This window comes from Natronorubrum bangense (assembly GCF_004799645.1).
Taxonomy (GTDB): domain Archaea; phylum Halobacteriota; class Halobacteria; order Halobacteriales; family Natrialbaceae; genus Natronorubrum; species Natronorubrum bangense.
The window spans coordinates 2871824-2896063 of the sequence record NZ_CP031305.1; the positions used below are offsets into that span (position 1 = coordinate 2871824).

At 61.4% G+C, this 24240-nt stretch carries 20 protein-coding genes, 1 tRNA gene and 3 rRNA genes; 12 read left to right on the forward strand and 12 right to left on the reverse strand.

The window, feature by feature from the left end:
• Positions 1-53 precede the first annotated feature (53 nt).
• The 5 genes from DV706_RS14345 to ligA form a co-directional block, all read right to left on the reverse strand.
• Entirely contained in the window at positions 54-665 is a 612-nt protein-coding gene (locus DV706_RS14345; protein WP_006065782.1) for a CDP-alcohol phosphatidyltransferase family protein, read from the reverse strand.
• Positions 662-1195, reverse strand: coding sequence for an adenylate kinase family protein (locus DV706_RS14350; RefSeq protein ID WP_006065783.1), 534 nt, complete (start codon positions 1193-1195; stop codon positions 662-664). The genes DV706_RS14345 and DV706_RS14350 overlap by 4 nt, the downstream gene beginning before the upstream one ends.
• Positions 1192-2325 (reverse strand): histidinol-phosphate transaminase, encoded by a 1134-nt coding sequence (gene hisC / locus DV706_RS14355; RefSeq protein WP_006065784.1) that lies wholly within the window; start codon positions 2323-2325, stop codon positions 1192-1194. Before hisC ends, DV706_RS14350 begins: the two co-directional genes overlap by 4 nt.
• A gap of 139 nt (positions 2326-2464) precedes the next feature.
• Positions 2465-2695 carry a hypothetical protein gene (locus DV706_RS14360; protein WP_006065785.1) on the reverse strand — a complete coding sequence of 77 codons (231 nt, stop codon included), beginning with the start codon at positions 2693-2695 and terminating at the stop codon, positions 2465-2467.
• A gap of 50 nt (positions 2696-2745) precedes the next feature.
• Positions 2746-4485 (reverse strand): ATP-dependent DNA ligase LigA, encoded by a 1740-nt coding sequence (gene ligA, locus DV706_RS14365; RefSeq protein WP_006065786.1) that lies wholly within the window; start codon positions 4483-4485, stop codon positions 2746-2748.
• 114 nt (positions 4486-4599) lie between these two features.
• Here ligA and DV706_RS14370 point away from each other — a divergent pair, with 114 nt between their 5' ends.
• The 9 genes from DV706_RS14370 to DV706_RS14405 all read left to right on the forward strand — a co-directional run bounded on the left by DV706_RS14370 (position 4600) and on the right by DV706_RS14405 (position 12692).
• The gene (locus DV706_RS14370; RefSeq protein WP_006065787.1) at positions 4600-6153 is read left to right on the forward strand and encodes a hypothetical protein; all 1554 of its coding nucleotides are present in this window, start codon (positions 4600-4602) and stop codon (positions 6151-6153) included.
• Positions 6154-6249: 96 nt separating this feature from the next.
• Entirely contained in the window at positions 6250-6378 is a 129-nt protein-coding gene (locus DV706_RS22330; RefSeq protein ID WP_275040536.1) for a hypothetical protein, read from the forward strand.
• Complete coding sequence (locus DV706_RS14375; RefSeq protein WP_136350903.1) at positions 6375-7889, forward strand: MATE family efflux transporter; 1515 nt, start codon at positions 6375-6377, stop codon at positions 7887-7889. Before DV706_RS22330 ends, DV706_RS14375 begins: the two co-directional genes overlap by 4 nt.
• 181 nt (positions 7890-8070) lie before the next feature.
• Positions 8071-9063 (forward strand): 2-phospho-L-lactate transferase, encoded by a 993-nt coding sequence (gene cofD / locus DV706_RS14380; protein WP_006065790.1) that lies wholly within the window; start codon positions 8071-8073, stop codon positions 9061-9063.
• 3 nt (positions 9064-9066) lie between these two features.
• On the forward strand, positions 9067-9819 hold the full coding sequence (locus tag DV706_RS14385; RefSeq protein WP_006065791.1) for a tRNA-dihydrouridine synthase: 753 nt from the start codon (positions 9067-9069) through the stop codon (positions 9817-9819).
• 63 nt (positions 9820-9882) lie between these two features.
• Positions 9883-10734, forward strand: coding sequence for a triphosphoribosyl-dephospho-CoA synthase (locus DV706_RS14390; RefSeq protein ID WP_006065792.1), 852 nt, complete (start codon positions 9883-9885; stop codon positions 10732-10734).
• Complete coding sequence (locus DV706_RS14395; RefSeq protein ID WP_006065793.1) at positions 10731-11345, forward strand: DUF447 domain-containing protein; 615 nt, start codon at positions 10731-10733, stop codon at positions 11343-11345. The genes DV706_RS14390 and DV706_RS14395 overlap by 4 nt, the downstream gene beginning before the upstream one ends.
• Positions 11346-11425: 80 nt before the next feature.
• Positions 11426-12409, forward strand: a complete 984-nt coding sequence (locus tag DV706_RS14400; protein ID WP_006065794.1) for a hypothetical protein — start codon at positions 11426-11428, stop codon at positions 12407-12409.
• 91 nt (positions 12410-12500) lie between these two features.
• Positions 12501-12692, forward strand: a complete 192-nt coding sequence (locus DV706_RS14405; protein ID WP_006065795.1) for a 30S ribosomal protein S17e — start codon at positions 12501-12503, stop codon at positions 12690-12692.
• 103 nt (positions 12693-12795) lie between these two features.
• On the opposite strand, the gene DV706_RS14410 is transcribed toward DV706_RS14405, so the two are convergent.
• The gene (locus DV706_RS14410) at positions 12796-13047 is read right to left on the reverse strand and encodes a hypothetical protein (protein ID WP_006065796.1); all 252 of its coding nucleotides are present in this window, start codon (positions 13045-13047) and stop codon (positions 12796-12798) included.
• 296 nt (positions 13048-13343) lie between these two features.
• Here DV706_RS14410 and asd point away from each other — a divergent pair, with 296 nt between their 5' ends.
• Both asd and DV706_RS14420 read left to right on the forward strand, forming a co-directional pair.
• Positions 13344-14378 (forward strand): aspartate-semialdehyde dehydrogenase, encoded by a 1035-nt coding sequence (gene asd / locus DV706_RS14415; protein ID WP_006065797.1) that lies wholly within the window; start codon positions 13344-13346, stop codon positions 14376-14378.
• Between the two features lie 164 nt (positions 14379-14542).
• A complete protein-coding gene (locus tag DV706_RS14420; protein WP_006065798.1) occupies positions 14543-14941 on the forward strand; it encodes a DUF7344 domain-containing protein in 399 nt (132 codons plus the stop codon).
• A 53-nt stretch (positions 14942-14994) separates the two neighbouring features.
• Here DV706_RS14420 and DV706_RS14425 read toward each other — a convergent pair whose 3' ends face one another.
• Both DV706_RS14425 and DV706_RS14430 read right to left on the reverse strand, forming a co-directional pair.
• Positions 14995-15426 (reverse strand): universal stress protein, encoded by a 432-nt coding sequence (locus DV706_RS14425; RefSeq protein ID WP_049889747.1) that lies wholly within the window; start codon positions 15424-15426, stop codon positions 14995-14997.
• 148 nt (positions 15427-15574) lie between these two features.
• Positions 15575-16582: a D-2-hydroxyacid dehydrogenase gene (locus tag DV706_RS14430; RefSeq protein WP_049889748.1), complete on the reverse strand. Its 1008-nt coding sequence runs from the start codon at positions 16580-16582 to the stop codon at positions 15575-15577.
• Positions 16583-16849: 267 nt separating this feature from the next.
• Between DV706_RS14430 and DV706_RS14435 the strand changes: the two genes are divergently transcribed.
• A complete protein-coding gene (locus DV706_RS14435; protein ID WP_006065801.1) occupies positions 16850-18241 on the forward strand; it encodes an NAD(P)/FAD-dependent oxidoreductase in 1392 nt (463 codons plus the stop codon).
• A 558-nt stretch (positions 18242-18799) separates the two neighbouring features.
• Here the strand turns inward: DV706_RS14435 and rrf are convergent.
• From rrf to DV706_RS14455, 4 genes are all read right to left on the reverse strand, one after another.
• Positions 18800-18921, reverse strand: a 5S ribosomal RNA gene (rrf, locus tag DV706_RS14440).
• Positions 18922-19046: 125 nt separating this feature from the next.
• Positions 19047-21964, reverse strand: a 23S ribosomal RNA gene (locus DV706_RS14445).
• Between the two features lie 226 nt (positions 21965-22190).
• A tRNA-Ala gene (locus DV706_RS14450) sits at positions 22191-22262 on the reverse strand.
• A gap of 152 nt (positions 22263-22414) precedes the next feature.
• Positions 22415-23889: ribosomal RNA gene (locus tag DV706_RS14455) — 16S ribosomal RNA — on the reverse strand.
• The 16S, 23S and 5S rRNA genes sit together here with 1 tRNA gene alongside, the layout of an rRNA operon.
• Positions 23890-24240 lie beyond the last annotated feature (351 nt).

Consider the following 24240-nt stretch of genomic DNA (forward strand, 5'->3'; position numbering starts at 1 on the left):
ATATCGCGGCGAGTGATAAACCATGCGGGCGCTCCCGAACAAGGAGACGGCGGTTACTCGAGCGCGGACCAGGAGTAGACGAACCGCTGGATCGCGGTCAGATGGCCGACGACCGCGAGGAAGACGAGCAGCCAGCCGATCAGCGTGAGCCCGCCGTAGGTTCCCGAGACCGGGTAGGCGAGAAAGCCGACGAGGCCGATGATCGCCAATCGGTCTGCACGTCCGACGAGCCCACCATAGACTCGGTCGAGGCCAACGGCCTGTGCCTGCGTCCCGAGATACGATGTCATCACGACACCCGTCACCGCGAGAAAGCCGAGGAAGTAGTCCCCGACACCTGCAGCCAGGCCGCCAATGACGACGATGTCTGCGTACCGGTCGAGGACGTGATCGAGCAGATCGCCACCCGCAGAGGCGACGTTTTGTTCGCGGGCGAGCGCCCCATCGACGATGTCGAGCCAGCCGTTGCAAAAGACGAGGATCGCAGCCACGACGTACCAGATTGGGGCTGCTTGGCCACCCAAAAAGAACGCAACGGCAGCCAGAATCGCCATCCCGAACGCTAACACGCTTACCCCGTCGGGGCTCATCCCGACGCGATCGAATCCCTTGACGAACGGATCGAGAAATCGCGAGACGTACGGACGGAACTTATCGAGCGTCATGTCAGATACCCCATGAAGTCTACTTCGCCAGCGCTCGGTTCTCGGTCGCCTGTCACGACCGCCTCGAGGGCGTCAGCAACTGCCTCGGGGTCACGATCGGTCGTGTCGATCTCGTAGACCGACTCGAGGCCATGTTCGTCGACGGCTTCGGAGAGGACGACGTCGAGGGCCTCGCTCTCGGCGTTTTCGGCCGCCTTGGCTTCAGTTTCGCCGCGTTCGAGCAGGCGCTTCTCGAGCGTCTCGGGGGCACACCGGAGGACGGCAACCCGATCGGCGTCGAAGTGGTGTGCGAGATGCGAGTCGATGACGGCGTCGTCCCGGCCCTCGAGCCAGTCGGAAAGCGCCTCGAGGTCGGCGATCTTACTCCCGCGGTCGGCGTCGACCGCTGTGTAGAGGCCTTCCTCGTCGAGGACGCTGTTCAGGTGGATGACCTCGAGGTCCGGCAGCGAGTCGTCGTCGAGTCGGGTGACGAGGATGTCCGTTGCAGTCGTCTTCCCGGTCCCCGGAGTGCCGGTAACGGCGACTCTCACGTATTGGCCACCTCCGAATCGGTGTCGTCATCGAGTTCGAGATCCGCGAGCACGGCGTTGAGCGTCTCGACAGCACGGTCGGTCTCGTCGTCGGTTCCACAGGTGATGCGGATACAGCCCGGGAGGCCGAAACTCGAACAGTCACGGATGATGACGCCGCGTTCCTGCATCGCTTCGGCCACGGCCGTTGCATCGCCGACGTCGACGAGCACGAAGTTCCCCTCGCTCTCCCAGACGTGGGCGTCGATCGTCTCGCGCATGTACTGGCGGGACTCAAGGGTCGTCTCGACGGTTCGCTCGACGTGTTCCTCGTCGTCGATTGCGGCCAGTCCGGCTCGGCAGGCGAGTTCGCTCGCCGCAAACGGGGTGTTCACGCGAGCGTAGGCGTCGGCCCACTCGTCGGGAACGACGGCGTAGCCGAGTCGGACACCGGCCAGCCCGTAGGCCTTCGAGAACGTCCGCAAGACGGCCACGTCATCGCGGGACTCGAACCCGTTTCGTCCCTCAATCAGCGAGAGCGCGCTCTCACCATCAGCAAACTCGCCGTAGGCTTCGTCGACGACGACCAGCGTCTCCGCGTCGGTTTCGGCGGCGATCCGCTCGATTTCTGCGAGCGCCATGGTCGAGCCGGAGGGGTTGTGCGGGCTCGTGATCCAGACGATTCGGTCGCCATCGTAGGCCTCGAGGACGATGTCTGCGGTCTGTTCGAAGTCGGCCTCGCGCTCGAGGCTGTACTTCCGGACGTCGCCATGGTGGAACCGGGAACTCATCCCGTAGTAGGCAAAGCCGGGTGTCGGAACGAGAATCGTGTCGTCGGGCTCGAGTGCGGTGCGGTGGAGGTAATCGATCGCCCCGTCGCCACCGTTTGCGAGCCAGACCTGCTTGTCGGAGACATCCCAGCGGTCGGCCACGGCGGCGGTAAGGTCGGCGTGGGCAGCTTTCGGGTACGAACTGACACTCGAGGCAGCCTCACGGATCGCCACGGTCGCTGCCGGAGACGGACCGTGGGGGTTCTCGTTGGAGGCGAGTTTGATCAGTTCCGAAGGCTCACGCCCGAGTTCGCGGGCGACTTCCTCGATCCCTCGACCCGCCTCGTAGGCGACGTGATCGGACAGGTCTCGCGGTTTCATACGCCAATGCTGTTTACGACGGGTCTTAAGAGTGCTCAACTGTCTCCGGTCGCGGGGACTGTCAGTTCACCCGACAGCCACGACGGAGACAGTAGCCACAAGCCACGGCGAAGTCAACGGCTGACGCACTTGATCACCGTCACCAGAGACTCACGAACGCGACGAGCAGGAGCGCCCACTTGAAGAACGTCAGCTCACGCTCGTAGCCGTCGATCAGGGTGCGGAACGTCTCCGAATCGTGCTCCAGGACGATCAGTATCGCGAACTGCAGGAGACAGGCGGCCGCCAGCAGGTCGGTGGTCACGACCGAGATCGAGATCGCGACCGCAACCATCGCGAGGACGAGTTCGAGAAGCCGTCCGAGATTCATCGATAGTAGACGGGAATGCAGCCCTCATAGTTCTTCGTGGTTGCGCTCGGTCAGACCTCCCGGAGCCGCTCGAGTCGCTCGAGCGAGTCGGCATCTCTCGGGTCCTTGTCATGGCGTACAGCCTGGAACCGCGGAAATCGCAGTGCGTAGCCCGACGAGTACGTCGGCGAGGTCTGGATCTCCTCGTAGCCGACCTCGAAAACGATTTCGGGCTCGAGATCGACCTCCTGTCCGTCCTCGCTTGCGAGGTGGGGCTCGAGTAACTCGGTCAGTTCTTCGAGTTTCTCGTCGGTGATTCCGGTCGCGACCTTCCCGACGGTCGCTAGATTTTGCGAGTCCACCGCAGCGTCGGCGGAACGTCGTTCTCCGCCGTCGTCCGCGCGCACGGAGAGTTCGAACGTACCGAGGAACGTCGCCCGCCGCCCTTCGCCCCACTCCGCACCCGTTACCACGCAGTCGAGCGTCTCGACGTCGGGCTTGCGTTTCCGCCAGTGTTTCCCGCGTCGACCCGGCGAGTACGTCGAGTCGGGATCTTTGAGCATGATCCCCTCGTGACCGCCCTCGAGGGCCTTGGCATCGATCGACTCGATCTCGTCGGGGTCGTCGGTGCGCCAGAGCAAAGAGAGACCGTCGACGGATTCGGGCTCTTGATCCGGGTCGTCGGCGAGGAGGCCCTCGAGTCGCTCGTGGCGCGTCGTCAGCGACTCGGCGAGCAGGTCGTCGCCACCGGCGTGCAGACAGTCGAAGAAAACGGGCCGGACCTCGACGTCTTCCCGGGCCTTCGCGACGTCGTGTTTGCGCCGGAAGCGCTTGAGGACTTCCTGAAACGGCAGCGGCGTGCCGTCGTCATCGACGGCGACGACCTCGCCGTCGAGAATTGCCGGCTCCTCGAGTGTGTGTTCGGCGAACTCGACGACCTCCGGTAAGGCGTTGGTAACGTCCTCCATGTTGCGTGAGAAGACACGGGTTTCAGCCGCGTCTGTGCCGTTTTCGGGATCGTGGTGCAACTGAACGCGAGCCCCGTCGTACTTCCACTCGACGGCCGCCTCGTCCCACTCCTCGAGTGCGTCGGTGACGGTTCCAGCCTGTGCGAGCATCGCCTGGACGGGCCGGCCGACCTCGAGGTCCATCGCGTCCAGCCCCTCGAGACCGTCGTCACGGGCGACTCGAGCGACCTGGCCGTAGTCGTTCGACACCTGCAGCGCGCGTTCGACGCGTTCGCCCGGCACGTCGAAGGCCTCGCTGATGGCGTCGCGAACGGCACCCTCGCCGACACCGATACGCATCTCAGAGAGGACGAGGCGGGCGAGATACCGGGCTTCCGCGCTTTCACAGCGGTTGAACAGGCCAAAGAGGAGATCGACTTTCGTGTCGTGACTGCCCGAACCCGAAGTAGCGGCGAGATCAACGAGCGTCTCGAAGACCTCACGGACGGTCAACGCGTCGCTCGTCCCGCCTGCAGTGAACGCCCCCAGCCCTTGCTGGCCACCGAAATCGTAGCCGGCTGCCACCTCGCCGATCTCGCCGACCTCGGCGAGCCGTTCCTCGACGTCGTCGGCGCTGACGTTCGTCCCCGCCGCGCGAGCGATCGCCTCATAACAGGTGTTCGGACCGATATCGAGCGTCGTCGACTGCCAGGCCGGAAACACCCGGCCTTGCACGAACCGGGCGACGACTGCGAGGTCATCGCCTGCGTCCTCGAGCAGCTCCCTGACGTGGGCAATGATCTCGAGGTCCGCGGATTCGGCGTCGATCGCAGCGACACGGTCGGCGAACGTGGCGAACTCCATCGGCGGAGAGTATCGTCGGGGGGAGTAAAACGGTTCTGAGAGCGGACGCGGGAGGCAAGCCGGCGCTCGTCTGGAGGGACGGATTTAAAGGCCGTCGCGCCCGCAGGGGGAGGTATGCCAGAGGAGGAACTCGCAGCGCGGGTCGCAGACGTGCTTTCGGTCGACGCCGAGGAGTTTCGCGAGCGAGCCGAGGCCGACGCCGAGGTGATCAAAGACGCCATCGATCACGGCGTCTTCGACAACCCACAGGCGATCATCGGCCTCGAGTACGAGTTTTACGCGATCAAAAGCGACGACGGAACGCTGCGGCGGGTGCCGCGTCGCCTCCTCGAACTCATCGGCTTCGAGAAGGAACTCGGCCTCCACAACGCGGAGATGACGACCAGCCCACAGCCGCTGAACGCATACGGGCTGCTCGCCCAGGAGTCGGAGGTCAAATCACGGCTACAGACGGCCCTCGACGTCACCCAATCCGAGCGCATGCGACTGGTCAGTGATGCACTCTGGACGATCCCGCCCGAAGGCGAGGACGCGACGACCTACCTCACCGACAGCATCGAACGGACGATTGAGGGCCCGGATGGGAGCGGCCAGCAGATCCGCATCGCGACCAACATGAGCGACTCCGCGCGCTATCACGCGATGGCCAACACCGACCGGGCCGACGTCGCCGGGATGCATATCGACGCGCCACACGTCTCGCTCGAGGCCGACACGGTGATGCCCGAAAGCCTCATTACGTCGATCCAGCCCCATTATCAGGTGTCACACGCCCCCGACCTCCCGCAATATTTCAACTACGCGCTGCGCGTTGCTGGTCCCCTCCTCGCACTCGGCGTCAACTCGCCGTTTTTCCCGGCCGATCTGTACGACGACGAGGCGACGGCCGACGAGATCCTCGAGGACTGCTGGATGGAACACCGGATCAGTGTCTTCGAGACCATGCTGAACGATCCTGCAACCGGCGAAGGCAAGGTTCGATTCCCCCGCGACCTCGGAACCGTCGAGGAGGCGATCGACCGAATCGCCGACGACGACACTATGGTCCCGATGCCAGTCACCGAGGGCGAACGGTTCGACGATCAGTTCCCCCACTTCCGGCGCAAACACGGCACCTACTGGCGATGGGTTCGGCCGGTGTTCGGCGGGCCAACCCGTTCGGCTGCCAACGCCCGTATCGAGTTCCGGCCGATCCCCGCCCAGCCAACTGTCAGAGACTCCATCTCTTTCCTTGCCGCCTTTGCCGGCCTGATGGAGAGTCTCGTTCGCCTCGAGCACCCCGTCGTCGAACTGGACTGGGAACTCGCCCGCGAGAACTTCTATGCGGCGATGCGGGATGGCCTCGAGGCCGACCTGACGTGGATCACCAACGACGGCAAGGAGACGACCGACTGTCTCGAACTGTACGAGGACCTGCTGGCCCACGCCGAAGACGGCCTGATCAACCGCGGCCTCTCCGATGAGCAGGCTGCCAAGTATCTCTACCCGCTTCGGCGTCGGGTTCGTCAGGGCGTGACGCCTGCCTCCTGGAAACACGATCAGGTCAGTGACGCTGTCGCAAACGGCACATCGCTCCCGGAAGCGACTGCGACCATGCAACGCCAGTACGTCCGCCGGCAGGAGGAGACGCTGCTCGAGGGGAGTTTCGCCGACTGGATCGGCGACTGAACTGTTCTCTAGGTCGTTTAGCCGGGAAACAGCGGTCGTCCAGCACGTGATGAATCCGAAGATACTTGGCTGACTGGCTGGTCAGTTAGGATACTATTGACTGACCAGCCAGTCAGAATCACGCTGACCGACGAGCTCGACGACGCGCCCTCCACAGCGCCGTGTACACTCTGTTGGCAGCTGTTCGCAGCCGATGTCGGCCGAACGGAGGCCGGCGTCGAATGACGGTTCGTGACCATGTGGCTGCGATCTTCAAATCGCCCGACGAGCTCGATCTCACCTCGGGCGGCATCGCGAAACCCCTGATCTATCTCTCGATTCCGCTCATCATTACGAACCTGCTGCAGGTCACCTACAACCTCGCGGACACGTTCTGGCTCGGCCAGCACAGCACGACCTCGCTTGCGGCGATCAGCTTCGCGTTCCCGATGGTGTTTTTCCTCATCGCACTCGCACTCGGGGTGTCGGTCGCCGGCAGCGTCCTCGTCGCCCAGTATACGGGTGCTGGCGAGACGGAAGAGGCAGAGTACGCCGCCTCACAGACGATCTCGTATACGATCATCACGTCGCTCGTCCTCGGCGCAGTCGGCTACGTGTTCGTCGAAGACGCCATCGCCTTGCTCGGTGCGTCCGACGACGTTGCGCCACTGGTCGCTGCCTACATGGAGGTCTACTCCATTGGGCTGGTCGCCGTCTTCGGCTTCCTCGTCTTCCTCGCACTCATGCGGGGCTACGGCGACACCGTAACGCCAATGGTCGTGATGTTCGGCTCCGTCGTGCTCAACATCGTCCTCGATCCCTTCCTCATCTTCGGGTTCGAGAATAACCCGCTGTTTGGCTATCTCGGACTGAACGCTCTCGAGGCCGACCTGTATGCGCTCACCGGCTACACGGGCGCGGGCATCGAAGGCGCTGCCATCGCAACTGTCGTCTCAAGAGCGCTGGCGTTCGCCGTCGGCCTCGCGATCCTGTTCCGTGGGACACACGGTGTCCAGATCAGTATCGAGCAGATGAGACCCGACCTCGAGTACGCCCGGCGACTCGTCGATATCGGGACGCCAGCATCCGTCGAGGGAACGGCGAGAGCGCTGTCGATCAACCTGCTGTTGGTCATCATCGCGATCTTTCCCGAGACCGTCGTCGCCGCGTTCGGGATCGGGACGCGCGTGTTCTCGGTGATCTTCCTCCCCGCAATCGCCTTCTCACAGGGGATCGAGACGATGACGGGCCAGAACATCGGTGCCGGGAACCGTGACCGCGCAGAGCGGACGAATCACTTCGGCGCGAAAGTGCTGCTCGTCACACTCACTGGCCTTGGCATCCTCGTCTTCCTCGCCGCCGCGCCGATCGTCTCGATCTTTACCACCGACCCCGCAGTCGTCGACGAGGGTGCGCTGTTCCTCCGGTACACCGCACTGACCTTTGGCTTCATGGGTGTGATGCGGGCCTACAGCGGCGGCTTCCGTGGTGCCGGTAAGACACTCATCGCTGCAGCAATCTCGATACTCACGCTCGGCGTCCTCCGCTTTCCGCTCGCGTGGGTCGGAGCAGAGTATCTCGGCTCGAACGGTGTCTGGCTCGCGTTCGCCGTCTCGACCGTGATCGGCGGCGCGATTGCCTACGTCTGGTTTACGTGGGTGGATTGGCTCGGTGGAGGACTCACCGAGGAGAGCATCGCGTCCGGTGTCGAAGACGCCGGCGAGAACGCCAGCGAAAACGTTGGGAGCGACGACTGACGCCGTCGACAGTTCTGATCAAATCGTGACATGCACCGGAGTTGACACAGACGTGGTGCTGGGCGGCTCTCGAGCGAGCACCACAGAACCGATTCAACTGCGTCCACCAGTGGTGTACGGACTCGTTCCGTGGTCCGGAAAGCCGCAAGCCATTAAGTAGTTAGGCTCGAGAGGACCGGGTATGGTAACTTTCCTCTCAGGGGGCACCGGAACGCCGAAGCTACTCGACGGTGCTGCCGCCGCGTTCTCGCCAGAGGAAACCACCGTTATCGCCAACACCGGTGACGACATCGAACTCGGCGGGCTGTTCGTCTCGCCGGACGTCGACACGCTGCTCTTTCAGGGCGGTGGGGTGCTCGACCGCGAGACGTGGTGGGGAATCGACGGCGACACGCATCGAACCAACACGGCGCTTGCTGATATCGCTTCAGCTGCCGGCCTCCCCGAGGGGCCGCAGTATCTCCCCGAGGACAAACAGACCGCCGGGCGAGAGATTTCGAACTGGCGACGTTTTTCCGGCACAGCAGAGTTCATGACGATCGGAGATCGTGACCGAGCCGTCCACATCACGCGAACGAGCCTGCTCGATGAAGGGTTGACGTTGAGCGAGGCGACAGGACGACTCGCCGACGCCTTTGGCCTCGAGGTCGACCTGCTTCCGATGAGCGACGACCCCGTCGCTAGCCTCATTCACACCGACGACGGACTGATGCACTTCCAGGAGTACTGGGTCGCCCACCGGGGCGAACCGTCCGTCGAGACCGTCGAGTTCCGGGGCTCTTCACACGCCGAACCCGCACCGGGCGTGCTCGATGCCCTCGAGGACACGGTCGTCGTCGGTCCATCGAACCCCGTCACGAGCATCGGCCCAATGTTGACGCTGCCGGGTGTCCCCGACACGCTCAGCCAGTCGACGGTCGTCGCTGTTTCGCCGTTTCTCGGCGACGATGCCTTCTCCGGCCCCGCCGGCGACCTCATGGCGGCGGTCAACGCGACACCGAACACCGCGGGGCTCGCGACCGCGTATCCGTTTGCCGACGCGTTCGTCATCGATGAGGACGACGACACTGCGTTCGATCAGCCAACGATCCAGACGGACATCCGCATCGACTCGCCCGAGGACGCCGCACGGGTCTCACGGGCGGTTAAGGACGCGATCGACCTCGTCGACTGACCGATGTTCAGTCCACCGCTCGCACTCGCGAGTCTCAGCGGCGAAGCTGACGCCGACTGGGCCCGCACTGGAAGCGAGTACGCAGGCGCTGCATTCCTCGGCGGCATCGCCCTCGACGATGACTCTCGAGCCGCTGCTCGCGCCCTCGTCGCCCGCGACCGAAGCGAGTTCCTGCCCGACGATCCGCTCGCCTTCATCGATCGTGAACTCGCCGCCCTCGAGGATGTGCCCATCCAGCCGGCGTTCAACGTCCGGAGCGCGACGCCCGACCCAATCCCCGACGCGGCGCGGGTCTGTCGAGATCGGGACGCGTTGCTCGAACTCAACGCCCACTGCCGACAGGACGAGCTGTGTGCCGTCGGCTGCGGCGAGACGCTGCTTCGAGATTCCGAGCGACTCTGTGACTACGTCGAGCGGGCGGCCGAAACCGGCGCAACCGTCGGCGTGAAGGTCCGCACGGAGGTCCCTGGCGTCGATCTGCCGGCGCTTGCACAAGGGCTCGAGGCCGCGGGCGCTGCGTTCGTCCACATCGACGCGATGGACAGCGAGTCGGTCGTCGGCGATGTCGTCGACGCGACGGATCTGTTCGTCATCGCCAACAACGGTGTCCGTGACACCGAGACCATCCGGGAGTACGCCGAGTACGGCGCTGACGCAGTCAGCGTCGGTCGCCCCAGCGACAATCCGGACGTCTTGGCGCGCGTGCTCGCAGCCGTCGAAAAACAGTTCAGCCTCGAGTCGACACCGAGTCGGTAACGGCCAGCCCGAGAGAATCACCGAAAGGACAGTCCTTACATCACGCATCTCGTAGCGAATGCCATGCGAACGCCGGCGCAAAACGCGGAACTGGCACTCTTACTCGAGGTTGCAGGCACGCCCAAACCGGGTAACGTCGACCGCCACCGTGATCTCGAGGAGCTGCGATTCGAACACTTTCTCGCGGGAACAGTCGGTGCCCGTGGCGGCCTCGAGCTGGCCGAAAACGGCAGCGCGATCGGCCCAGCGTTCGAACGCGCGATCGAGGGGATGGCCGCACAGGGTGGGGGCAACACTCAGTTTGGGGCGCTGCTGTTGCTCGTCCCGTTGGTTCGGGCCGCCCGCGATGAGTGCTCACAGCCGATCGTCGAAGCCGTCTGCGAGGAGACGACCGTCGCCGACGCGGCCGGTTTCTACCGCGCGTTCGACCACGTCGACGTCTTCGTCAGCGAGCCACCCACGGATATGGAGCCGCTCGACGTGCGCCGCGGCAGCGACGCGATTTCCGCACTCGAGGATCGGGGCCTGACGCTGTTCGACATCATGGGCCACAGCGTGCCGGGCGACGACGTCGCTCGGGAGTGGCTAACCGGGTTCGAACGGTCGTTTACCGCCGCCGAACGCCTCGCCGACGCCGACGGGCCGCTGACGAACCGCGCCGCGAACGTCTTTCTCACCTTGCTCGCCGACCGACACGACACGCTCGTCGCGAACCGACACAGTGAGGCCGTCGCACAGGAGGTGACCGAACGCGCGGGTGAGCTGGTCGAACGGGATGCGCTCGAGACCGATCGGGACGCCGTCGAGGCCTTCGCTGACGAACTCGTCGAGCGCGGTGTCAATCCGGGAACGACGGCGGATATCACGGCAGCCGGACTGTTCATCGCCCTCGAGCACGAGGCGATCACCGTATGAGCGGCAAACGTGGTCGCGACGAGAGGGATGAGGCCGAACCCGCAAACTGGCCCGTCTCGCTGTCGGGTGTCACCGAGTCCATCGTGACGACACTCGGCCCAAACGGGCTGTGGAACGCCGCGCCGCTGGGACTGTTTGCCGACGACGGCGATAGCCCGATTACCGCGCGAACGTGGGGTAAGACCCGTACTCGAGGAAACTTCCACCGCCAGGGCGAGGGCTACGTTCAGTTCGTCGACGACCCCGTCGTTTTCGCCGACGCCGCGCTCTCGATCGTCGAAGACGAGGAGCCGATCCACAAGTCCGCGAACGCGTGGACTCGAGTCACTGTCGAGTCGGTCGAGTCAGGCACCGACGACGGAACTGACTGGGAACGGTGGGCGCTCCGCCCCGTCGACTCCGAAATCCGGTCCGAGTGCGTGCCGACGATCGACCGCGGCTTTGGCGCCGTCATCGAGGCCACCGTCGCCGCCTCGCGACTCGGCGTTGCAGGGTACGACGAGCAAGCGCTTCGCGACCGACTCGAGTACTGTGCGTCGGTCGTCGACCGCGCCGGCAGTCCACGCGAGCGCGAGGCACTCGAGCGCGTGCGCGAACACTCGTCTTGGTGAACCAGAAATCGAGAGCCGCAGTCCCCGTCCTCGGCCACGTCCGCAGGTTTATGGCGAAAGCCGCAGCCAAGCGAGGGCACATGGTACTTCACTTCAGACAAGCGACACGCGTCTACGGAAAGACGCTCCCGTTCGTCCTGCTCAGGATCGGCACCGGCTTGCTGCTTGGTGTCGTTTCCGTGCTCTACTTCGGAGCCATCCTCTGGGTCGGGCACAGACTGCTCGAGGCAGGAACGATCTCCGGTTGGATCGCAGCGATCGGATTAGTCATCGCGATCGGGCTGTTCGTCTGGGGCTGGCGGCTGTTCAGCCGGTACGTGCTGTATCTGGTCAAAGCGGGCCACATCGCTGTCATCGCACACATCGTCGACACTGGAGAGGTCCCCACGAACCAACTCCAGTATGGCAAATCCCAGGTGGCCGATCGGTTTGCCGAGGCAAGTGCGCTGTTCGCCGTCGATCAGGTCGTCAAAGCCGTCGTCAAGCAGTTCAATAGCGGGGTTGTTTCGTTCTCGAGGCTGTTCAGCGCCGTCCCGAGCCTGAAAAAGCTGATTCGACTCGTCGGCAAAGCGATCGCAATCGCAGCCAGCTACATCGACGAGGCGATCATCGCCCACATGTTCATCACCGACGACGACAACCCGTGGCGTTCGGCTCGAGATGGTGTCGTCCTCTACGGAAAAACCTGGAAGCCAGTGCTTGGCGCGACCATGCTGATCGTGCTCGGCCTGTACGCCGCTGCATTCGTCGTTTTGTTGGCGTTGACGCCGATTGCGAGTGTTCTCAGCGGTCTTTCGGCGACGGTCGAAGTTGCCGGCTGGATCGTCGTTGGCGGCGTGTTTCTCACCGTCTACACCGGCCTCCTCAAGCCGTGGGTCAAGACTGTCGTGATCACCACGTTCCTCGTGGAATCGCGAGACAAGACACCCGACAGTGAGACGAGCGAACAGATCGCCGCACGATCAGATCGATTCCAGGAACTCGTCGAGAAGGCCGACGGCGAGACGCCAGTCGACCAGCCCCACCAACCGAGCGAGCGCTCCGCACTCCAAAACAGTCTCTGACCGACACGCCACGGGGTCGGACGGCCCCTAATCGGACCGTCCGCAGCGCCGAAGAGAAGGCATTAAAAGCCTCTGGACGGAACCACACTGTATGGCAATCAAACCGGCCTACGTCAAGAAGACCGGGAACCTCCTGCTGGAACGGTACCCGGACGCGTTTACGACCGATTTCGAACAGAACAAAGACAGCGTCACGAAGCTCACCACCGTTGAGTCCAAGGGCGTCCGCAACCGCATCGCGGGCTACGTCACCCACAAGAAGAGCGCTCAGGTACCTGCGTAAGCACCTTTTCTGCCTCGAGTTCAATCGCCGTGAGCCGCCGGCTTTGGGGCTCTCGAGCCTGTATTAAAAAGGAACAGCCAGCGGTATCGAAGGTTTCGAGTCGTTAGTGGTCGAAGCCGGGTTCCATATAGAACGCGGCGACGAGCGCGACGATTCCGAGGAATCCCGCAAGCAGGAGACCGGCCGATCCGGAGAGAATATTCAACTCCGTCCCGACGAACGTCGACTCCTGATATCCCATCCAGCCGATGACGACTGCAGTGAGGAAACTACACACCGAAAGCGCTGCAGCACCGGTCTGAAATCGGCTCTCGAACGGACCGACACCACTCGAGGTTGCTGTCGAGTTCGTCATCGGGACACCTCCATATTCGACTGAGATCGAACCTGTTGTGCGTACATCGACCGATAGATTTCACTCCGTTTTCTTAACCGCTTCTATACTGTCGGCTGGACTGTGCCACAGCGTTCCAACCAGCCGAGTTATCAAGACGGATGGGTGACTGCCGACAGGCTATCACGCAGCCGATAGCTAACGCGAGATACACCACGCTGAAGAGGGTTCTCGCCTCTAACAGAGGGGGATGGACAGACGGTGACGAGCGACGGAAACCCAAACGGTTTTGCAGTCGCAACTCCGACTCCCGGAAAATGGCAGTACGAGTTGGCGTTCTCGGTGCGACCGGTGCCGTTGGACAGCGACTGATTCAACTTCTCGACCCCCACCCGGAGTTCGAGATTGCAGCATTGACCGCAAGCGAGTCGAGTGCCGGCAAGACCTACCGGCAGGCCGCCAAATGGCGCGCCAACAGCCCGATTCCGGACGACGTCGCGTCGATGACCGTCTCCGCAACCGACCCCGACGAGGTCCCCAGCGACGTCGACTTGCTGTTCTCGTCGCTCCCCTCGAGCGTCGGCGAGACCGTCGAGCCGGGCTTCTGTGAAGCCGGCTACGTCGTCTCCTCGAACTCCTCGAACGGCCGAATGGACGACGACATTCCACTCGTCATCCCAGAGGTCAACGCAGACCACATCGACCTGCTCGAGGTCCAGCGCGACGAGCGCGGCTGGGACGGCGCAATGGTCAAAAACCCCAACTGCTCGACGATTACGTTCGTGCCGACGCTTGCCGCGCTCGAGGAGTATGGCTTAGAGACCGTTCACGTTGCAACCCTGCAGGCCGTTTCAGGAGCCGGCTACGACGGCGTTACCTCGATGGAGATTATCGACAACGCCATCCCGCACATCGGCAGCGAGGAGGACAAACTCGAGACCGAATCGAAGAAGCTGCTCGGCAGCTTCGACGGCGCAGAACTGACGCTCAACGACGTCGAGGTCGGTGCATCCTGTAACCGCATCCCAACGATCGACGGCCACCTCGAGAACGTCTTCGTCGAAACCGCGGAGGAACTCTCCCCAGCAGAGGCAGCCGAAGCCATGCGCGAGTACCCATCGGCCGACCTGCACTCCTCGCCTGACCAGCTGATCGAGGTCTTCGAGGATCCCGAGCGACCACAGCCACGCCTCGACCGCACCCTCGGCAACGGGATGTCGATCTCCGCCGGCGGTATCCGCGAATCAACCTTTGGCCTGCAGTACAACTGTCTCGCCCACAACACGATGCGTGGCGCAGCCGGCGCCAGCGTGCTCAACGGCGAACTGCTGCTCGAGAACGGCTACCTGTAACCCGGCCTCGAGAGACGCGTTTTCGTTCCGAGCCAAACAGTACCCTCACAGCGACAGCTGTCACACGATGGCATCGGCGTGAACTCAGCGACGACGACACTCACCGAAATCGATCCAACGCACGTTGGCAGCGTATACAACCGTGTTCGCTTTCAACAACAGGTATGCTTATGCTCCCCGTCATCTCCGACCCCGAATCGCTGACGACGCCATCTTCGACAGATTCTGCTGCCCAGACGGATACGGCGTTCGACCTACTCACCGACCAGCGTCGCCGAGCCGTGCTTCGATATCTGAACGACAACGAGGACCCCGTTTCACTGTCCGATCTCGCCGATCACGTTGCACTCGAGGAACGAGACCGAACAAGCGGCACGATCGCCGCCACCGGTGACGCGTTGTTGGGAACACGCCGGCGCATCGAACTCTCCCTTCGTCACGTCCACCTCCCAAAACTGGCGGCAGCTGATGCGGTTACCTTCGATACCGATGCGAACACCGTCTCGCTGTGTGAGACTGGCACTGCGTTGCTCGCGCAGTTCGACCATCTCAGGCGCGACTGAGCGAGCGACACGTCGACACGGTGGGCCGTGGCCCTGATGTGCCTGTCCTCGCCTCAAGAGTCATCCTGTGGCAGAGCGACAACCGGAATAGATGCCTCTTTCACCAGGCGTCGCGCGACATCACCAGTGAGAAGTTCCGCGAGTCGGTTCCCTTCTCGAGGGGTAAAGACGACGGCGTCAGCGTTACGATCCTCGGCTTCGTCGAAGATCCGCTCGACGACATCGGTTCCGTAGAGAACCGCGGTCTCGACCGTTGCATCCGTCGACTCGAGTATCCGATCGGTGCGCTCAAAGATGTCGTCGGCGTGCTCCTCCCGTTGCGATACCGATGCTTTGTCGATGCCACCCCCCGCTTTCTCAATGACGTTGACGATGACAACCGAGCTGGTCGGTGTGAGATGCGAAGCGAGGGCTGCGGCTGTCCGTTCACCGTCGTCCGGATCCGCCGCGGGAACGATCACTGTTCCATCGAACGCGAGGCTCATTGTCGCCTCTCCACTCGAGACGTCGTCCAGTCGCATACACGCCGCAGAACAAGACCGAGCAATGGGGAGTGTTCCATACTCGAAGTTCGGACCGGCCGGTCAAAAAGCTGCAGTCTCTGCAACTGGACCCACACCGGTCGATGACGGTTCAGCGTATTACTTGATTCTCGAGTTCTGCGGTTGGATCCTCGGCAACGCGCCGAGCGTTTTCGGCGACGATATCCGCGAGTCGTTCGTAGTAGTTCGGCGTATGCCCTGCGTTGTGAGGCGTGATCTGGACGTTTTCGAAGGTCCACAGCGGATGGTCTTCCGGCAGTGGTTCGGGATCGGTGACATCCAGCGACGCGCCGCGGATCCAACTCGAGCGCAGCGCCTCGACGAGCGCATCGGTGTCGACGACCGGCCCGCGGGCGACGTTGATGAGGACCGCATCGGGATCGATCGTGACGAACGCCTCGTGGTCAATCAGGCCACGCGTCGTCTCTGTGAGCGGACATGCGAGCACGAGATAGTCGGTTCGAGCCAGCGCCTCGTCGAATGCCGCTCCTTCGAAACCAACGATCTCGTCGGTTGGGCCCCCCTTCTCTGGTGTGTACCGCACACCGATCGTTTCGACGCCGAACGGCTCGAGCCGCTCACACACTGCCCGGCCGATCGCCCCTAGACCGACGATCGTCACCGTCGAGTCCTGTAGTTCGTGGGCCTTATAATGACGCCACTCCCGGCGGCGTTGCTGGCGCGCACCAACGTGGAATCGGCGCGTAAACCGAAGGATCGCCCCCAGAACGTGTTCACCGATGTTCGGTCCATGAACTCCTGAGGCGTTCGTGACCGCGACGTTTCGCTCTTCGAGTGCGTCAAGTGGCAGATGGCCAGTCCCCGCATAGGCACACGCGAACACCTCAAGTGCGGTTGCAGCCTCAAGCAGATCCTCGTCAAGCGTCATGCCAGTGACAAACCGTGCGTTCTCGATCGCCTCGTGCTCCTCGTCGGGCGTGCGTGCGAGTGTAACCGTCTGCTCCGGAAGCCGCTCGCGGATCGCGGCGGCGTACTGCTCGACCGGCATTCCGTGTGTCCCTTTCCGAAGCACCAACACGTCTCTATCGTCGCCGTCGCTGCTTGCAACAGTCTCATCATTGCTCTCCGAGTCGGTCATGTGCACTCCCTCGAGTGGGGCCATCAAAAGCGTTCGTCTCGACCAACTTCTTCCCAGTCGTCGGTCTCTGAATCACAGGCGCAAACACCCTGTTTCAGGGTCGGGATACAGCGCCGTCGCGGTCTCGTTTTCGTGTAAACCAACAGATTGTTGATGGGAACCGCCACCTGTGTGATTCGGGAAACCCTACCCTAATGAGCGGAGACGATACAATTTCTCATCTGAATTTCACGCAGTTTAATACGGCTGACGGAGTCCAAATGGAGTATGGAACGCGTTGATGTCGCGATCGTCGGTGGCGGTCCCGCGGGCGCATCCGCGGCCGAACGGGCCGCTTCCCACGGTGCTGAGACCGTCCTCTTCGAGCAGGGCGTCCCGCGGGAAGACCGCGATGGAATTGGCCCGGACTCGACCGACGCCGCCGGCATGCTCGACTACTGGATCGACATTATGGACTTCGACTATCGGGAGATTCCCGACGACGTCATCCACCGCGAGCTCGAGGCCACCGAGTTCATCGGCCCCAACAGTGCTGTCGAGCTCACGACGACAGGTATGGATGCCACCTATCCGAAGTTTGGCTATACCTTTCACCGCGCCCGAATGGACGACTGGCTCTACGAACGTGCGGCCGACGCTGGAGCCGACCTTCGCGTCGGGACCGGCGTCAAAGACCTCGAAACTGACCTGCGGGCCTCGAGTCCGAAGGGGCCAACCCACACGCTAACGCTTTCGAACGGCGATCAGCTCAAAGCACAGTACGTCGTCCTCGCCGACGGGCCACAGCGTCGGATCACCCTCGACGCACTCGACCAGTTCACTGCTCCCGGCCGCAGCGTCTCAGATCACCTCTCGCCGCCGAAAGCGAATCACATCGCCTATCAGGAGTACCGTGAGTTCCCTGCAGAACTGTTCGAAGAATTCGAGGACACCCTCACATTCTGGTGGGGCTACATGCCCGGCGAAACTGCCTACCCATGGGTGTTCCCCAACGACGGCACGGTTGCCCGCGTCGGCCTGACGATGCCGATTGGCATGCAACTCGAGGACGTTGCCAATCCCGACTCCTACGCATTGCTCGACCCCTCCGACGAGCAGCTGCCGTCGGGTTCTGAGTACATCAGCCGCCTGCTCGAACAGGAGTACGGCGACGAGTACGACATCGAAGACGACATTCCGATCGTCGAAAACCGCGGCAAGTCGAAGGGGACAGAGACGTATCCGATCTCCTCGACACGCCCGATCGAATCCCCCGTCGGCGCAAACATCGCCGTCGCTGGCGGTGCAATGGGGACGACGTCTGCGTTCCACGAGGGCGGGTACCACGTCGCCGTCCGAACGGGGAAAATTGCCGGCCGACTGGCTGCAACCGACTCCCTCGAGAGCTACAACGACATCTGGAAACAAGCTGTCGGCGATGAAATCCTTCGCAACGTTGCGTTCGCCGATATCGTCAAAGAGTACGAACCTGACGATTGGGACTGGGCATTCAATGTGATCAACGACATGCAGGGGACCAACTCCGGAAACGTCTTGCTCAATCAGCGTTACTCCGCCGGGCTCGATGCGTCGAAGATCCTGCTTGCCTACAAGAAGCGAAAATTCGCGCACCGAAACGGCAGCTACGTCCAACTGCGAGAAGACGAGTACTTCTACTGACTCGAGTCAGACACGCTGCTGACTTCGAAAACGATCACCGTTTTGACTATCGATTCGGCCAGGTGAGAACACAACCGTGCTAGTGAGGGGGTCGCTCGGGCAGTGCTGTGTTCTCGCTGCTCATTGAAAGGGTTAAACGGCTCACGCTCTTAGTTCGGGTGCGTGCCTTTAGTCCCCGTCCGAGCAAACCCATTCGGGTGCGATGACAGTACGGCGAACCCGGGCACGCAACAGTAATTCGGTGGGCGTCGCCCACCCGACCGAGGAGTTCGATACTCCTCCGCCCGGCACGAGGGTTAGCCAGCCGACGCGGCATGCCGCCACGGGATGAGGCTGGACGTTAGTGTTCCGGGTGACACCGTTTCTGAAAGCATGAGCGACGCATACCGCAAATATCGTGGCACGCGTTGTCACTGCTGATATAGTAACAACTGAAACTGTTTGCACACCGATCGCACAGTATCGTGCGATTGGGTGCGAACTGACGGTCAGTGGCTACTATAAATACGAAAACCCCCAGCGAGCCGGAGCTGTGGCTCACTGAGGGTGAAGTATGAATGGAGGCGGCGAAACGGATTTCCCAGAGGCTCGCGCACTCCAGTACTCGCCGGAACGCAGGCAGGCTTATCTTCCGTGTTCGGGATGGGTACGGGAGGAACCCCGCCGCTGTGGCCGCCGTAACGCCGATCAACGGAATCGAACCGTCGTCAAACCGTAATCGGTGGTCTCTCTGACCGTGTGTATGTGTAGTCCAGTTTGCGTCCGGACCCGCTCTCGAATCACGGATCCAATGCGATGTAATATGAATGTGTGGCTTGGCCGATTAGTGCTCGCGGACTCAACGCCTCGTTGCCTTGGCGCGTACATCCCGAGTCTATCGATCTCGTCTTCTACGAGTGGCCTCAGTGGTATCTCTTTTCCAGGTGGGTTTCGAGCTTAGATGCGTTCAGCTCTTACCCCGTGGTGCGTGGCTGCCCGGCACGTGCTCTTTCGAACAACCGGTACACCAGTGGCACCCATTCGTAGTTCCTCTCGTACTATACGAACGTTCCCGTCAGATACCTCACACCCCCAATAGATAGCAGCCGACCTGTCTCACGACGGTCTAAACCCAGCTCACGACCTCCTTTAATAGGCGAACAACCTCACCCTTGCCCGCTTCTGCACGGGCAGGATGGAGGGAACCGACATCGAGGTAGCAAGCCACCCGGTCGATATGTGCTCTTGCGGGTGACGACTCTGTTATCCCTAAGGTAGCTTTTTTGTCAGCAATTGGCCGCATCAAGCAGCCTAATTGGTTCGCTAGACCACGCTTTCGCGTCAGCGTCCGTCGTTGTGCCGGACACTGTCAGACTTCCTTATGCTCTTGCGCTCTTTCTCGGGTCTCCGACCCGAGTGAGGAAATCTTGGGGCGCGCTCGATATCTTTTCAAGCGCGTACCGCCCCAGTCAAACTGCCCGGCTACCAGTGTCCTCCGCCAGGAGTGAGAGTCGCAGTCACCATCGGGTAGTATTTCAATGCTGCCTCGGTGGCCCGCTAGCGCGGGTACCTGTGTAACGGCTCCTACCTATGCTGCACAATGGCGACCACGTCTCAGTGACAGCCTGCAGTAAAGCTCTATAGGGTCTTCGCTTCCCCTTGGGGGTCTCCAGACTCCGCACTGGAACGTACAGTTCACCGGGCCCAACGTTGGGACAGTGGCGCTCTCGTTGATCCATTCATGCAAGCCGCTACTAAAGCGGCAAGGTACTACGCTACCTTAAGAGGGTCATAGTTACCCCCGCCGTTAACGGGTCCTTCGTCCCCTTGTAAGGGGTGTTCAGATACCCGCACTGGGCAGGATTCAGTGACCGTACGAGTCCTTACGGATTTGCGGTCACCTATGTTGTTACTAGACAGTCGGAGCGCCCGAGTCACTGCGACCTGCCTCTTCGCGAGGCAGGCATCCCTTATTGCGAACGTACGGGACTAACTTGCCGAATTCCCTAACGTCGGTTGCTCCCGACAGACCTTGGCTTTCGCCGCCACGAGTACCTGTGTCGGATCTCGGTACGGACAGTGTGCTCACCTTTTCACGGGCTCTGGGTTGACCTGACTTGCGCTATCCTGCCGTTCGCTCGCTTCGTGCCATTACGGCTTCCACGAACTTTGACAGTTCGACTGGGCGAAAGCCCAGCTCAGGCGGCCCCAAAGCGTCGGCTTTGGATGCACACTGGCATAGGAATATTAACCTATTTCCCTGTTGTCAGCTTCGACTTACGGGCTGACTTAGGACCGGCTAACCCTCAGCTGATCAGCATTGCTGAGGAACCCTTACTCGTTCGGCCGTCGGGGTTCTAACCCGACTAACGCTGCTACTATGACCAGGATTTTCGTTACTGAACGGTCCACACGACCTCTCGGCCGTGCTTCCGCCCGAACAGAACGCCAACCTACGGGATCATCCGATCAAGGATGCCGCTAGGTCTCGGTGGTGGACTTGAGCCCCGATCATTTTGGGCGCCTCAAACCTCGGCCGGTAAGCTGTTACGCTTTTCTTAGAGGGTAGCTGCTTCTAAGCTCACCTCCCGGCTGTCTAGGGCTTGAGACCACCTTCGATCGCACTTAGTCCACACTTGGGGACCTTAACCCAGCTCTGGGTTGTCTCCCTCACGGTACACAGGCTTACCCCGCGCACCGGACTCCCTGCGTCAAACGACGTTCGTAGGTTCGGAGTTGGACAGGGGGGCGCACTCCTCTCGGAGTGCGGTCCCCCAATCCGTTGCTCTACCCCACGAACTATCTCGGCAGAGGTCATGCTTCGACATGTTTCGGTTGGAACCAGCTGTTTCCGGACTCGATGGGCCTTTCACCCCTAGACGTAGATCACGAGAGGGTATTGTAGGACACCAACTCTAACAGGCCTCCACGTGCCTTTCGGCACGCTTCACCTTGTCCACGCCTAGATCGTCCGGTTTCGGGTCGTGCCCGTTTGACTCCCCGCGCTTGAACACGGTGACCCTGGTGCAAAGCACTGCGGTCATATCGGTTTCCCTACGCCTTCCCTGATGATCAGGTTAGACTCGTCAAACAGGCACACTCCCTGGTTCGTTTTTCAAAACGTACGACAGAACACCGGCTTCCCGTACGGCTTACTACAGGCTCGCGCCTGATTCATTTGATACGGGACCTTTCGTGCCCTGTCGCTCTATCGCCAACTGAGTTCACGCCCTATTGCACCTCCCTTTGTGGGGTGCTTTTCAGCGTTCGTTCACACTACTTGTTCGCTATCGGTCTTGAGGAGTGTTTAGTCTTCGCGGTCGATGCCCGCGATATTCACGAGGGATATCCAACCCCCGATACTCTGGAGCTGACTCGTTCCGTACTCAACGACACTACGGGACTGTCACCCTGTTTCGTGCTCTATTCCAAGAGACTTCCTGTCGTCTTTCGAGAAGTGATCGTCAGTCCGAACACCACATTGCCCGAAGGCTTCGGTTTGGACTGTGTCGCGTTCATTCGCCATTACTAACGACATCACGTTCGTTTTCTTTTCCTGTCGATACTAAGATGTTTCAATTCTCGACGTTCCCCATTGCGCGAAGCAATTGCGGTGGGGATTCCCATTCGGAGATCCCAAGTTCTTTGCCTCCGTGCGGCTCCCTTGGGCTTATCGCAGCTTGGCACGTCCTTCTTCAGCTCTCAAGCCGAGCGATCCACCAGCTGGCACAGTAGCCACGTTCATCGGATCGGCGTTGCGACAAAGTCGCAACGTTATAGTGACCCGGGAACGGGTCCAGTGGACGCCTGGACTACACGTACACACGGTCTCATCTGCACGCCGGTAGACGGCCGGCCTGCATTGACCCTTCCCACCCACACTTACGCGGGGTGGTGCATCAGTTCAGTCGTACTCGATCACAATCCCGTCGCCCACTTAAGGGCACGGATCTGCGACCGGTACGAGTCATGGACCCACAGGGATTCGAACCCTGGGCATCCTCCTTGCAAAGGAGGCACTCTACCACTGAGCTATGGGCCCACGTCCGCCCAGACGGGCGGACAGAGATATACGTGTTAGCCTCGGTAGTTCTAAGGTGCCCGATCGGCCCAGCGATGGGTCAATCGAACGTGAACCGCGTAGCGCAAAGCGCTACGACTTGTGGGCTGGGGCGTCGCCCCAGTCCCGGTCTGTGGAGGTGATCCAGCCGCAGATTCCCCTACGGCTACCTTGTTACGACTTAAGCCCCCTTGCGAAGCCCAGATTCGACCGCCGTTGCGGCGGCCTCATCCGGACCTCACTCGGGTGCTTTGACGGGCGGTGTGTGCAAGGAGCAGGGACGTATTCACCGCGCCCTTCTGAGGCGCGATTACTACCGAATCCAGCTTCATGAGGGCGAGTTTCAGCCCTCAATCCGAACTACGACCACGTTTCGGAGATTAGCGTCCCCTTTCGGGGTTGCATCCCACTGTCGTGGCCATTGTAGCCCGCGTGTCGCCCAGCACATTCGGGGCATACTGACCTACCGTTGCCCGTTCCTTCCTCCAGTTTGGCACTGGCAGTCTACCTAATGTACCCAGCTACCACAAGGGTACTGCTGGCAATTAGGCATGCGGGTCTCGCTCGTTGCCTGACTTAACAGGACGCCTCACGGTACGAGCTGACGGCGGCCATGCACCTCCTCTCAATGGCTCAGGTAAGCTCATCACACTGACCGTCACTGCACATTGTCGATGCTGGTGAGATGTCCGGCGTTGAGTCCAATTAAACCGCAGGCTCCTCCGGTTGTAGTGCTCCCCCGCCAATTCCTTTAAGTTTCATCCTTGCGGACGTACTTCCCAGGCGGTCTGCTTCACGGCTTCCCTACGGCACAACGCAAACTCGTAGTTTGCGTCACACCTAGCAGACATCGTTTACAGCTCGGACTACCCGGGTATCTAATCCGGTTCGTGACCCGAGCTTTCGTCCCTCACCGTCGGATCCGTCTTCCAGAGGCGCTTTCGCCACCGGTGGTCCGTCCAGGATTACGGGATTTCACTCCTACCCCAGACGTACCCCTCTGGTCTTCCGGTCCCAAGCCGAGCAGTTTCCACCGGACGCCTGTGTGTTAGGCACACAGATTTCCCGATAGACTTGCGCGGCCAGCTACGGACGCTTTAGGCCCAATAATAGCGGTCATCACTCGTGCTGCCGGTATTACCGCGGCGGCTGGCACCGGTCTTGCCCAGCACTTATTCTACCACCTCCTTACGGTGGTGAAAAGCGAGGACTATATGCCCTCGCACTCGGAGTCCCCTTATCGCACTGGCGTGCAGTGTAAAGGTTTCGCGCCTGCTGCGCCCCGTAGGGCCCGGTATCTTGTCTCAGATACCGTCTCCGGGCTCTTGCTCTCACAACCCGTACCGATTATTGGCACGGTGGGCCGTTACCCCACCGTCTACCTAATCGGCCGCAGCCACATCCTATGGCGCCTGAGCGTTTCGGATTCCCAGCAGTTCCAGCTTGGGAATCGTATTCCGGATTGGCCTCAGTTTCCCGAGGTTATCCGGATCCATAGGGTAGTTTGGCCACGTGTTACTGAGCTATCTGCTACGAGTACAAACTCGTACAACTAGCATGGCTAAATCGGACTCCAATAGCAATGACCTCCGGCAGGATCAACCGGAATGCTATCTACTCCCAACTGCTGTTGGGAGGGTTCATTTGGCGGTGAATGTTCGAATACACACTCACACATAAATGGGTCCACGTTCGGTGACCGCGATCGACGACCGATCAGGCGTCACCGAACTACCAAGGCTAACATCAGATCCCATCTGTACGGCGGACCGCAGGGGTAGGATCCTCATTTCCTTCGGACCTATTCGTAGGTTGTCTGGGGTACATAACCCCTTCGAACTCGAGTGGTCCGAGATGACGAAACGGATTGAACGCTTCGTCGATCACATCTTCTTTGCATTCACATCCGAGTTGCCTTATGTACTTAAGGGCGTCGGATCGGAACGTCGCCAGAAGCCGC